This window comes from Stenotrophomonas sp. GD03777, from assembly GCF_029842485.1.
Lineage (GTDB): Bacteria > Pseudomonadota > Gammaproteobacteria > Xanthomonadales > Xanthomonadaceae > Stenotrophomonas > Stenotrophomonas sepilia.
The window spans coordinates 1-12,486 of sequence record NZ_JAOCGL010000106.1; the positions used below are offsets into that span (position 1 = coordinate 1).

Here is a 12,486-nt window from a genome sequence, read left to right on the forward strand (position 1 = left end):
ATTGCTTCGCAAGCGCCCGAACGCCCAGCCGCCAGCGGCTGGGCCGGACTGGGGATTCACGGCGTCCCCCGCAACCGGACCCACCCCGCCTCCCTACAGGAACCCCGCTGTTGCTGTTGCTGTTGCTGTTGCTGTTGCTGTTGCCTCCAGCAGGTGCAGGGCTGCAAGCCCTGCCGAACAACCCCCTACTTCAAACGCAGTGCCAGGCTGCCCCCCGCACACACCACCGCCAGCCAGGCCACGCCGTGCCACCCCCACTGCGCCAGCGCCAGGCTCCCCAGCGCACCACCGGCGGCCATGCCGATGAACATGCCGGTGAACAACAGCGCATTGAGCCGGCTGCGTGCCGGCGGCACCAGCCCGTAGACCAGGGTCTGGTGCGCCACCAGCGCCGACTGGAAGCCGAAGTCGAACAGCAGCGCACTCACCACCAGCAACGGCAACAGCGCGGCGGCCGGCAACCAGGCTTCGGCCAGCAGCAGGCCGAAGCCCAGCAGCGCCACCGCAATCGCCAGCCGTGCCACCGCATGGCACCCCAGTCGATCAGCGAAACGGCCGGCAAACGGCGCGGCCAATGCACCGGCCGCACCGGCGATACCGAACGCACCCGCCGCCGCACTGCCGAGGCCCAGACGTGCATGCAGCATCAGCGCCAGGGTCGACCAGAACGCGCTGAATCCCACGGCCAGCAGCGACTGGCTGGCCACCGCACGGCGCAGCTGCGGCTGCTCGCGCCACAACGCCAGCAACGAACCCAGCAACGCCGGATAGCGCAGCGTGCTGGTCGGCGCGAAACGCGGCAGTGCACGCGCCATCACCGCGCCCATCGCCGCCACGGATACCGCCGCCAGCACGAACTGCGTGCGCCAGCCCCACGCTTCAGCCACCACGCCACTGACCACCCGCGACAACAGGATGCCGAGCAGCAGGCCGGTCATCACCCGGCCGACGATCTGGCCGCGCTGCGCATCCGGTGCCAGCACCGCAGCGGCGGGAACGATGTCCTGCGCCAGCGTTGCCATCAGCCCGACCAGCAGGCTGGCCATCAGCAGGCCCGGCAGGTGCCCGGCCATCGCGGCGGCGCCCAGTGCCAGCGCCAGCAGCGCGGACTTCAACAGGATCAGATGGCGGCGGTCGAAGCGATCGCCCAGCGGTGCCAGCAGCAGGATGCCCAGTGCGTAGCCGAGCTGGGTCAAGGTTGGCACCAGGCCGGCGGCGCGCTCACCGGCGCCAAGGTCCTGGGCGATCAGGCCCAGCATGGGCTGGCTGTAATACAGCGACGCGACCGAGAGGCCGGCACCGGCCGCCATTGCCAGCACCAATGGGGCGGAAGGCACGGTCGCCGGTGCGGCCGCAACAGACAGCGAGGGGGTAGACATGGGGGAGCCCCGTAGAGGAAGTGAGCGTATCCTGCCTGTATTCGCCAAACGTCTGTAGTAGGCTCTGGCACATATATTTCATACGCCACACGCATGAATGACCTCGCCACCGGCGCTGATCGCCTGGATCTGCTGCGCACCTTCCTGCGCATCGTCGATGCCGGCAGCCTGTCTGCTGCGGCCCTGCAGCTGGGCACCACCCAGCCGACGGTCAGCCGACGCCTGCAGGCACTGGAGCGGCAGCTCGGCCTGCGTCTGCTGCAGCGCTCCACCCATGGCCTGCAACTGACCGAGGACGGCCTGCGCTGCCAGCGTCATGCGCAGCGCGTGGTCGACGAATGGGAGTCGCTGCAGGCCGAGCTGAACGGCGAACCGGAAACGCTGCGCGGACGCCTGCGGGTGATGGTGCCGCACGCCTTTGGCCAGGCGCAGCTGCTGCCTACCATGCTCGCATTCCTCGCCCAGCACCCGCAGCTGAGCCTGGAGTGGATCCTTGAAGATCGTCGCCCGGATTTCATCGCAGAAGGCATCGACTGCGCGGTGCGGGTGGGCCCTGTCGACGAACCGCGCATGGTTGCACTGCCGCTCGCAGAAGTGCCGCGCATCGTCGTGGCAGCGCCCTCGCTGGTGGACGCCACGGCGGTCAGTACGCCGGAACAGGCACAGTCACTGCCGTGGATCTCGCTGGTCACCTACTACCGCGAACGCCTGCTGCTGCATGATGCGCAGGGCCGGGCGCATACGCTGTCAATCAGCCCGCGCCTGCTCAGCGATAACCTGTTCGTGGTACAGCAGGCTGCGCGCGCCGGGCTGGGCGCAGCGGTGGTCTCGGCCTGGCTGGTGGCCGACGACCTCGCACAAGGGCGGCTGGTGCAGCTGCTGCCGGACTGGCAGGCACCGGCACTGCCGGTACACGTCGTGTTTCCTGCCGCGCGCCAGCAGCCGCCACGGCTGCGCGCCTTCATCGATGCGATGAAGGCCGCGTTGCCGCAGCTGCACGGAATGCGGCCGGCACCGCGCTAGGTCACCGGCCGCATCATCCACGCATGGCGTGGATTTCGTTCAAGACCACAGGGTCAGAGCCCTTCCCGTTGAGAAGGGATCCGACCCTGTCGATCATTGCGCCTTCGCAGCCTCGGCATTCCACGCCGCGACCTTGGCCTTGGTGTCGGCCAGCATCTTGTCCAGCGCGGCGCGGTCATACACCTTGCCGCGCAGGATCACGCTGTCGATCTTCTCGGTGGCGGCGATGTCCTGCAGTGGGTTGGCGGTCAGCAGCACCAGGTCGGCGGCCTTGCCCCGCGCGACATCACCGTAACGGTCCATCTGGCCGAACCAGGCCGGGCCGGAACGGGTTGCGGCCGACAGCGCCTGCGGCGCGCTCAGACCCTCCTTCACGAACAGCTGCAGTTCCTGGTGCAGGGCGATGCCCGGGAAGTTGAACGAGTTGAGGAAGCCCGCATCGGTGCCGGCAATGATCGTCACGCCCGCCTCCTGCAGCAACGGCAGCACGGCCGCCACCTGGTGGTACTGCGCGTGGCGCGCCTCGATCTGTGCCGGCGTCGCCTTCGCGGCGCGGTCCACGCGCCACTGGTAGGTCGCGCGCAGGCCCGGGCCGATGTAGGCCAGGTACGGATCGTTGGCGTGGTCATCCTGGTCCAGGAAATCGAGGATACGGCCACCGTTGAGGGTCGGGGTCACGAATACGCCGCGCTTGGCGAAATCACGGTAGGCGTGCATCGCGGTGTCACGGTCGAAGCTGGCGTCGAGGCGGCGATTGGCTTCCGCGCGGTCGATGCGGCCGGCGCCGAAGTCGGCGGCGATCTTCGCTTCGTCCTTGCTGCCGGCCTTGAATGCGTAGTCCAGGTGCTCGATCGAGGCCAGGCCGGCATCGACCGCCTGCTCCACCGTCAGCGCCATCGGAATGTGGCCCGAGGCCTTGAAGCCGGCCTTGCGCGCTGCGCTGGCCGAATACAGGAACAGATCCGGCTTCAGCGTGCTGTCGGTGATCTTCACGAAGTCGACCTTATCGTGCTGCAGTCGGGTGATCGCCTTGTCGACGTCGGCCTCGCTACCCACTTCGATCGTGCCCTTCCAGACCGGCTTGATGCCTTCGATCTTCGCGCCCGAGCTGAGCAGGCGCGGGCCGAACAGCGTGCCCCTGGCGATCTCACCACGCCACTGCAGCACCTGCTCGGGCAGGTCGCCCGAGCAGTCACGCACGGTGGTGATGCCGTGCGCGATGTACAGCGGCAACAGTGCCTTGTTCTCTTCGATCAGCGCCGGGCCACCACCGAAGTGCACATGCATGTCCCACAGGCCCGGGATCAGGTATTTGCCCTTGGCATCGATCTGGCGGGCCGCGCTCCACTGGCTGCGCAGCTGCGCGTCCGGGCCCACCGCGACGATGTCCTCGCCGCGGATCACCACGCTCTGCCCGGCCCGCGTGCTGGCGTGCTCGACGTCGACCACGATGGCATTGCGGATCAGCAGGTCGGCGCGCTCGGCAGCAGATGCCGACAGCGGCGCCACCGCAAGAAGGATGGCAAGGGACAACGGGCGGGAACGGAACATGATGGACAGCATCCTGGTAGGCACGGCCAGCGTGCGGGTGGAAGGAGTAGCGGTTCAGCGCGCCGCGCCGTGCTGGCGCAGCAGGGTTTCAATGCCGGCATAGCCACGCTGGCGCGCGTGCGCCAGTGGCGTTACGCCATCGCCATCGGCCAGCTCCGGGTCGGCACCGGCCTCCAGCAGCAGCTGCACGATCTGCACATGGCGTTCACCACCGTCGCCAAGCAGGATCGCTTCCAGCAGCGCGGTCCAGTGCAGGCGGTTGACGTGGTCCACCGCCACACCTGCACGCAGCAGCATGCGCACGGTGCTGACGTGGCCGCGCTCGGCGGCCGGAATCAACGCAGTGCCCCCATAGCGGTTGGTGCTGCGCAGATCGGCGCCGTGCGCCAGGGTCATCGCCAGGATCTCATCCAGGCCGCGCGCGCCGGCATACAGGTAGGCACTGTCCTGCAGCGCATCCTTGGCATTGACGTCCGCCCCGGCCTCGATCAGTTCGCGCGCGGCATCCACGTTGTTGCCCTGCGTGGCCAGCAGCAGCGCCGTGCGGCCCTGGCCATCGTGCGCCTCCAGCGTGGCGCCATCCTCGATCGCCTGTCGCACCGCATCGGCGTCGCCGCGGCTGGCGGCATCACGCAGGCGCGCGTCTGCGTCGGCTCTGGAGGTGGCAGTGCAGGCAGGGGTGACCATGGCCAGCAGACACAACAACAGCACGCGCGTGAACGGTGCAGGCCAGCCAGCAGGGCAATGGAAGCGCATCACGGTGTCTCCTTTTCTCCATCGCCGCAGGGCGATGGTCGCAGGAGCCGCGCATTGCCGGCCCCTGCCCCGCATGGTAGAAGTCGGCCTGGGTATCCAGAAGTGAAATGTTCAAATGCAAGACAGTGCCAAATCGAATAGAACCCTGTTCGAACTGGACCTGCTGCGGGCGCTGGTGATGGTGGCCGACTGCGGCAGCTTCACCACGGCGGCCACGCGCCTGCATTCGACGCAGTCCACGGTCAGCCAGAAGGTACGGCGGCTGGAGGAACTGGCCGGGCATCGCCTGCTCGAGCGCGGCCACCGCGATGTACACCCCACCGACGCCGGCCACACCCTGCTCGGCTATGCGCGGCGCATGCTCGACCTGAACGAGGAAATGGCACAGGCGCTGGCCGGCGCGACGGTGGAAACTGCGGTCCGCATCGGCGTACCCGAAGACTTCGTCAACCCGCAGACCACCCGCATGCTGGCCGCCTTCAGCCGCCGCCACCCGCAGGTGAAGCTGGAGATCAGCAGCGGCCTGAGCCGTGACCTGGCCCAGGGCTTCGACCACGGCGAGCTGGACCTGGTGCTGGTCAAGCAACGCCGCAACAGCCGCCAGGCGGTGCATTGCCGGCACGAGCCGATGCACTGGATCGACAGCCTGCGCAGCAGCTGCCTGCAGCAGAACCCGCTGCCGCTGGTCACCTTCCCGCCGCGAGGGCTGTACCGCGACGAGATGATCCAAGCCGTGGAAGCGCTGGGCCTGCGCTGGCGCATTGCCTTCACCAGTTCGTCGCTGAGTGGCATCCAGGGCGCGGTGGCTGATGGCATCGGCGTCAGCCTGCTGCCGCGCCGCGCGGTCACGCGCGAGCACCGCATCATCGATGGCGAGCGCGGGCTGCCGGTGATCGACAACTACGAAATCGGTCTGCTGCATCGTGCCGATGCCGATGATGCGGTGCGGGCACTGGCCAGCGAGCTGTGGCGGCAGGTACAGCGCGAACCGGACTGACCACGATAGATCCACGCCACGCGTGGATGCCTTTCGCGCATTGATCATCGATATCTGATCAATCTTGCCGCACGGCGGGAATCATCGCCTCGTACAGTGCCCCCTGCTTCCGTGCTCCACGGCGCCTCGCCATGTCCGACCAACCCCCGACCCGATTCGATCCCCTGCCTGCAGCCCTGCAGACGCACCTGCAGCACCAGCGTGCACGGATCGCCTCACGCGTGGCCGCCAGCTTCCCGACGTTGCCGGTGCAATGGCCGCTGGCCGCCAGCACATTGCAGCGCGTGGTCGATGCCGAACTGATCGATCGTGACGACTGCGGCGGCTGGGAAGCGCTGGGCGTGGCGTTCGGTGACATTCTGGCCCAGCGCGTGCCGGGCCTGGCCTGGATGCAGGTCACCGATGCCTGGGGCATCGATGCGGTGCTGCGCTATGCCGACAGCAGCCTGCAGATCGGCGCCAGCACCCTGCTGCTCAAGCGCGTGGAGCAGGGCGAGGTCATCGACATCGCCCATCTGCTGGCGTGGCTGGAAGAATTCGTCGCTACCCGCGCCGACGATTACGCCTGAAAGCCGCCGGGCATGGCTCGGTGCTACAGAGGTTGGCGCGGCCTGGATCTACAGCCAGCGGCCGTCCACCACCACGCGTCGCTCCACCGGCACTGCGGCCACGGCCGCCGGACCGTGATCGGCGCGCACCGCCACGAAGGTGGCCGGCAGGCCTTCGGCAATGCCGTGCTGCGGCAGCCCGATCACCTGCGCGGCGTGGGTGGTGACCATGTCCAGCGCCAGCATCAGGTCGGCATCGGTGTAGAAGCCCGAGCGGTAGCCCAGCAGCATCGCCCGCTGCAGCAGATCGCCGTTGCCGTACGGCCACCAGCAGTCACGGATGTTGTCATTGCCAGCGAACACGCGCACGCCGGCATCATGCAGCGCACGCAGCGGCGGGAACGGATGATCCCCCGGCGCGTTGCTCATGATCGCTACGCCCGCCGTCGCCAGCGCCTCGCCCACCTGCACCGCGCGCGCCAGCGGCACTTCGCCCAGCGAGTAGGCATGACTGACCGCCACCCGCCCCTGCAGGCCAGCGGCCCGGGTCCGCGCGGCAATGCGCAGCAACTGGGCCAGTCCGGTTTCGCCGGGCTCGTGCAGGTGGATGTCCAGGCGCACGCCATAGCGCTCGGCCAGGCCGAACAGCAGTGCCAGTTGGCCTTCGGCATCGCCATCCAGCGTGGTCGGGTCGATGCCTCCCAGCACCTCCACGCCCGCTGCAAGGGCCTGCTCAAGCACGGCGGCGGTACCCGGACAGGACATCACCCCGGCCTGCGGGAACGCTACCAGCTGGATGCGCATGAGGCCGGCACAGCGGAGCGAGGCCTCGCGTACCGCCTCGAGATGACGCAGGCCCGTGCTGCCGTCGATGTCGACGTGGCAGCGCATGGCCACCGTGCCGAAGCTGCTGCACTGGCGGATCAATGCCTCGGCACGGTCCACCATCGGCGCGGCACCCGCTACCGCGGCCTTCTCCACCGCCAGCCGCTCACGCAGGCTGTTCACCGGCTGATGCGGGTGCCAGCGGTCTCCGACAAAACTCTTGTCCAGATGGATGTGGCCGTCGACCAGCCCGGGCAGGACCGCGAAGCCCTGCAGGTCGACGCATTCCGCCCCGTCGGCCGGCGAGGCCTCGCCATTGAGGCCGCTGATGCGGCCATCACGGATATGGAAATGCAGCGGCGCACCGTTGCGGTCGACACCGCCATGGACGAACTGGAGGGTCATCGGGAACTCCCGGAATGCCAAGACTGCCGCCATCGTGCGCCCCGCTGCACCCATCGACCAACGAAATATCTGGATGGCACGCATTCACCAGGACGATGATTGCGCCTGCGACAACCGGTCGCAGCCACGCCGTGCACACCCCTGAACAGGTAACATGGGCGCCTGTTTCCGTTGTGATGCCGCATGGGCCCGTCCGACCGCCACGATCGTCTCCGCCGCTGGCAGGCCGCATCCCTGCTTGCCGCCGCCCCGATCGCCAGCCTGTCCGCCACTGATGCTGCGGCCGCTGCACCGCTGCAGTCGCCGCCGGGCCAGCAGCGCATCGCACCGGCTGCACTGGTCGAGCGCCTGCACCAGCGCGTGCTGTCCGGGCAGAGCGCCACCGCCACGCTGGAACACTGGTGCGCCGAACATGGGCTGGCCGAACAAGCCCGGGTGCGCGCGGTGCGCGTGCACGGCCAGGACAAGCCTGCCCCCGCCGACGTTCTGCAGGCGCTGGGCGCGACGCCGGGTACCGAACTGCGCTATCGCCGCGTACAGCTGGTCTGCGGCAGCCGCGTGCTGTCCGAGGCCGACAACTGGTACCTGCCTGGCCACCTCAGCCCGGCCATGAACCAGGTGCTGGACAGCACCGACGAACCGTTCGGTCGCGTGGTCGGCCCGCTCGGTTTCCAGCGCCAGACCCTGGCTGACCAGACGTTCTGGCCGCCGCGGGGCGAAGGCGATCACGGCGTGATCCTCGAGGTGCGTGCCTTGTTGCGCGACCGCCAGCAGCAGCCTTTCAGCTACGTCATCGAGTCGTACCTGCAACAGGCGCTGCCCTAGGCGACCGCGCGCGCCATCACCGCGGTGTCTAGACAGCAGAAGGCCCGGCATTGCCGGGCCTTCTGTCTGCCCGCCCGGTCAGCGGAACCGGTAATCCAGCTGCAGCCAGTATTGGCGGCCATACGGGTCGTAGTTGCCGACCGGGTAGAACGGCCAGCCGCCCCCGTTCCTGTCTGCCGGCGGGCGGCTGTCACGCAGGTTGTTGACGATCACGCCCACCGACAGGTTCTCGCCGAACTGGCGGAACACGCTGGCGTTGTAGGTCATGTACGGCGCGATCCGGCCACTGCCATCGGTCTTCGGCAGTGAACCGAAACGATTGCCGTACAGCGTGGTGGTCCAGTCACCCTGGTTCCAGGTGATGCTGCCATTGGCCTTGCTGCGCCACTGGTAATCATCCAGCGAATTGCGGATGTCACGCTCCGGATCATCGGAGAACTGCCGGTACTTGTGCTCCAGCACCACGGTGTAGGCCAGGCGCGTGGTGAAGCGGCCATAGCGGCCGGCATCGAAACGCCAGTTGCCTTTCAGGTCCAGGCCACGCACCGATTCGGAGGCCGCGTTGATCGGATTGATCAGCACGCGGGTCACCTGGTCCGGCTGCACCGTGGCGTTGGACGGATTGCGGATCACCCGCGACAGTGCGTCCTGGCACAGCGGTGAACCGATATCGCGCGCTTCGCCGCCCAGCGTGCGGCCCAGGCGGCAATCGGCCTCGTCACGCAGGATACGGCTGGTATCGAGGCTGGTCACCTCGTTGTCGATGCGGATGTCGTAGTAGTCGGCGCTGAAATCCAGCCCGGACAGCGGCGACCAGACCACGCCGAAGCCGTACGACTTTGCGGTTTCCGGCTGCAACTGTGCGTTGGCGCGGTTGCTGTAGTCGATCGACAGGCCGTTGTAGTCGCAGTTGTCGTACGACTGGCCTGCAGTACGGCAGCGCCAGTAATCGGTCATGCCCGGGTTGTAGCCGCGGGTCTCGGTGGCGAACACGTAGTTCATGTCCGGCGCACGGAAGCTGGTCGCGGCAGAGCCGCGGATCAACAGGCTCTCGATCGGGCGGAACTCGACGCCGAAGCTCCAGGTCGCCTTGCCGATGTGCTCGCCGCCTGCGCGGTACTGGTCGTAGCGGCCGGCCAGCGTGGTGGTCAGCGATTGCAGCAACGGCAACTGCAGTTCAACGCCGGCCGCATAGCGATCGCGATCACCGCCGGCACCGATACCGGCGCTGGTGTTCCAGAACTCGCCGGTGCCCAGCCGCGGGTCCGGGCGGTTGCGGTAGCCCTGGCTGCCGGCCTCGACCACTGCGGCCAGCGCAGCATCGCCGCCCGGCAGTGCGAACAGGCGGCCATTGACACTGGCACTGAAGGTCTGCAGCCACGCCGCGTTGCGACTTTCCTGATAGTCGGACAGGCCCGCATACTCGTTCGGAGTCAAAGGCTTGAACAGGCGCACCGGGTCCGGCGCATAGACCTCCACGCCATTGCGCACGCCCAGCTTCGGGCCCAGCAGGTACTCGTTGATGCCGGCCAGCAGCACCGGGCGACGGGTTCGGTTCTCGTAGCGCGACCGGCTGTAGGCCGCCTCGTAGTCCCAGCCGCTGTCGCCGATCTGGCCGCGTGCGCCCACGTTGAACGACCACGAGTTCTCCAGGAACCGATTGGCATTGCGCGGCAGGCCACCGATTTCTTCCGGCGCGAAGCGGCGGTACCAGCTCTCCAGGTTCCCGCTGTTCTGGTTGTAGAAGTAGTTGCGTGAGGACGTCCAGGTCGGCGCGCGCGTGTTGTTGTAGATGCGCGCGCTGCCCACGGCGACATCGGCGAACAGGTCGGTGGTGTCGTTGACGTGGAAGGTCAACAGGCCATAGCCATTGAGGTTGCGCTTCTGGGTCTGCACGGTCCAGTAGCTGGCGGCGGCCTCGTTGCTGCCGCAGTACCAGCCCTGGCGCGGGTTGTTGGCACGGAACACGCTGCCGCCATAAATGCCCGACGCTGCGTCGCAGCCGCTCACGCCCGGATCGATGTTGCGGCCGGTGGCAGCATTGCGGCGATAGGCGATCGCGGTCGCCTGCGGCGCCTTGCCGGCCGGATCATCGTCCAGTGAATCCATGAAGTCGCGTTGGCGCGCGTGGATCGCCTTGCGCACGTCGAACTCGAAGCCGAACAGCGCATCCCAACGCTCGCCGGAACTGCCACCGACCACCTGCGCGCGCTGGTTGTCACCCCCGCCCTGCTGGGTGCCGCCGGCGCGCACGTTCACGTCCACGCCTTCAAAGCGGTCCTTGAGGATGATGTTGACCACGCCGGCGATGGCATCGGAGCCATACACCGCCGACGCACCCGCGGCGAGCACCTCGATGCGCTCGATCAGGGCGCTGGGAATGTTGGCGAGGTTGACCACGTTCACCGAGCCCTCGTAGGCCAGCGGGTAGTCGGCCTGGCGGCGGCCGTTGACCAGCACCAGCGTGCGGTTCGGACCCAGTCCACGCAGGTTGATGGTGTTGGCGGCCGGCGTGAACGTATTGCCGAAGTCCTCGCCCTGCACGTTGCCGGTGTTCTCGGTCAGCGCGCTCAGCGCGTCGAAGGCATTGCGGTAGCCCTGCGCATCGATCTGCTCGCGGCTGATCACCCTCACTGGCGAGGGCCCCTCGACACTGGCACGGGGAATGCGCGAGCCGGTGACCTTCACTTCCTGCAATGTGGTGGGTGCGCTTTCCTGCGCGAAGGCCGGCAGCGAGACCAGCATCAGGGACGACAGCGCGAGCACCAGCGGACGCGGGCGCAACGCCTTGTGGGAGGCGGACATGGGCTTCCTGGGGGAGTGGGCGGGTGGTACGGGGGAGCCGTGGCCTGTGCGGCACATAACGATCCCGTAACGAAAGTGTCCTGAATGGGTGGTTTCAACGGAAATGACCAGCCCTGATGGGCTTATGCCTGAACCGAATCAGACGGACCCACGGCACCGCCACACTTTTGCAATGAATTGCATGGTCTGGCGCGCTTCCGATACGCATCGTGCATGGATGACCAACCGCGCCACCTACACTCACCTCGCCCCGCTGCGCCCCGTCCTGCGCCGCCACCTGCTGCACCTCCAGGCAACGCCCATCACCCTGCGTTCCTTCCAGCGCACCGATCTGCCGCGCTGGCGCACCTTCGACGACCGTCGCCAGCGCGGCCAACGGCCTTCCTACGGCATTGATGAAGAGGCCCGCTTCCTCGCCAGCGTCCATCGTTCACGCCTACAGGAAGACAACGATCTACTGGTACTGGGCGTGTTCGACGACGCGCAGGGCATCCTGCACGATCAACTGCATGTCCGCCTGCAGTCACTGCATTCGCGCTGCGCAGAACTGCAGTCGCTGCAGCACCGCAACGCCCATCCACAGGCCGCACTGCGCGCGCTGTGCCCGTTCCTGTTCGACAATGTCGGCCTGCATCGCATCTTCGTACTGCTGCCACCGGGTTGCACCACCCCTTTCGCCCAGGCACTGCAGGCCCTGGGCTTCATGCGTGAAGGCATCCTGCGCGACTTCCACCTGGACGCCGAGGGATGGCATGACCGCCAGTTGCTGGCGCTTACCGCGCCAGCGTGGCACAGCCACCTGCAGCGGATCGGCTAGCGCACCCGCTCCAGTGCCGCACCCGCGCCGGTCAGCACCGTGCAGGCGTGATCCTGCAGTTCTTCGCCGCTGGCATCGTTGCCGCTGGCGGCATCCACGCGGGTGGCCAGCAGGATGAAGCCGGGGCCACCCTGCACGTCATCGCGTCCGGCCACCACCAGGCTCCACTGGCCCACATCGCCTACGCCGCTCAGGCCATAGGCCAGCAGGTTGAGCGGATTGGCGGTCATTTCCGCACCGGGCAACAGATAGGCCTGGTACTGATGCCCGCGCAGAAGCACCGGCAACGGTGACCAGCGTGGCCCCAGGGCGCCGGCGTGTGCATCCAGGGCCTGCAGCACGTCCGTGCGCAGGCAATCGACATGGATATGCAACTGGTGCTGCGACCGTCCGTGCGGTGAATTCAGCGCCAGGCTGGCTACGTTGCGCGGTAATGGCTGGCCCAGGGCCTGTTCGGTGTGCGCGCGCGCCTGCCAGGCGGCCGCGAAATAGTTGGGCGCCCCACGCTGGTAAAGACCGCGGTTCTCGATGCCACTTACCTTGTCCAGCGGCATC

General features: G+C 67.7%; 11 protein-coding genes. 5 read left to right on the top strand and 6 right to left on the bottom strand.

What is annotated here, in order from left to right:
• Positions 1-185 precede the first annotated feature (185 nt).
• Complete coding sequence (locus N5E02_RS17460; RefSeq protein WP_279946548.1) at positions 186-1,379, bottom strand: MFS transporter; 1,194 nt, start codon at positions 1,377-1,379, stop codon at positions 186-188.
• Between the two features lie 93 nt (positions 1,380-1,472).
• Here N5E02_RS17460 and N5E02_RS17465 point away from each other — a divergent pair, with 93 nt between their 5' ends.
• Positions 1,473-2,402: a LysR family transcriptional regulator gene (locus N5E02_RS17465; protein WP_005417015.1), complete on the top strand. Its 930-nt coding sequence runs from the start codon at positions 1,473-1,475 to the stop codon at positions 2,400-2,402.
• Between the two features lie 93 nt (positions 2,403-2,495).
• On the opposite strand, the gene N5E02_RS17470 is transcribed toward N5E02_RS17465, so the two are convergent.
• Both N5E02_RS17470 and N5E02_RS17475 read right to left on the bottom strand, forming a co-directional pair.
• On the bottom strand, positions 2,496-3,953 hold the full coding sequence (locus tag N5E02_RS17470) for an amidohydrolase family protein (RefSeq protein WP_279946549.1): 1,458 nt from the start codon (positions 3,951-3,953) through the stop codon (positions 2,496-2,498).
• A gap of 54 nt (positions 3,954-4,007) precedes the next feature.
• A complete protein-coding gene (locus tag N5E02_RS17475; RefSeq protein WP_065185738.1) occupies positions 4,008-4,709 on the bottom strand; it encodes an ankyrin repeat domain-containing protein in 702 nt (233 codons plus the stop codon).
• Between the two features lie 115 nt (positions 4,710-4,824).
• Here N5E02_RS17475 and N5E02_RS17480 point away from each other — a divergent pair, with 115 nt between their 5' ends.
• Both N5E02_RS17480 and N5E02_RS17485 read left to right on the top strand, forming a co-directional pair.
• On the top strand, positions 4,825-5,706 hold the full coding sequence (locus N5E02_RS17480; protein WP_279946550.1) for a LysR substrate-binding domain-containing protein: 882 nt from the start codon (positions 4,825-4,827) through the stop codon (positions 5,704-5,706).
• Between the two features lie 131 nt (positions 5,707-5,837).
• On the top strand, positions 5,838-6,275 hold the full coding sequence (locus N5E02_RS17485) for a DUF3806 domain-containing protein (protein WP_005417026.1): 438 nt from the start codon (positions 5,838-5,840) through the stop codon (positions 6,273-6,275).
• Between the two features lie 48 nt (positions 6,276-6,323).
• Here the strand turns inward: N5E02_RS17485 and N5E02_RS17490 are convergent, their stop codons facing one another.
• Positions 6,324-7,484, bottom strand: a complete 1,161-nt coding sequence (locus N5E02_RS17490) for an amidohydrolase family protein (RefSeq protein ID WP_065196118.1) — start codon at positions 7,482-7,484, stop codon at positions 6,324-6,326.
• A 183-nt stretch (positions 7,485-7,667) separates the two neighbouring features.
• Here N5E02_RS17490 and N5E02_RS17495 point away from each other — a divergent pair, with 183 nt between their 5' ends.
• The gene (locus N5E02_RS17495) at positions 7,668-8,309 is read left to right on the top strand and encodes a hypothetical protein (protein WP_005417028.1); all 642 of its coding nucleotides are present in this window, start codon (positions 7,668-7,670) and stop codon (positions 8,307-8,309) included.
• 78 nt (positions 8,310-8,387) lie between these two features.
• Here N5E02_RS17495 and N5E02_RS17500 read toward each other — a convergent pair whose 3' ends face one another.
• Entirely contained in the window at positions 8,388-11,114 is a 2,727-nt protein-coding gene (locus tag N5E02_RS17500) for a TonB-dependent receptor (RefSeq protein ID WP_279946551.1), read from the bottom strand.
• 181 nt (positions 11,115-11,295) lie between these two features.
• Here N5E02_RS17500 and N5E02_RS17505 point away from each other — a divergent pair, with 181 nt between their 5' ends.
• Positions 11,296-11,931 carry a GNAT family protein gene (locus tag N5E02_RS17505; protein ID WP_005417030.1) on the top strand — a complete coding sequence of 212 codons (636 nt, stop codon included), beginning with the start codon at positions 11,296-11,298 and terminating at the stop codon, positions 11,929-11,931.
• Here N5E02_RS17505 and N5E02_RS17510 read toward each other — a convergent pair.
• The coding region (locus tag N5E02_RS17510; RefSeq protein WP_279946552.1) for a CDP-diacylglycerol diphosphatase at positions 11,928-12,486 on the bottom strand (559 nt) is incomplete at its 5' end. The two genes, N5E02_RS17505 and N5E02_RS17510, sit on opposite strands and share 4 nt — an antisense overlap.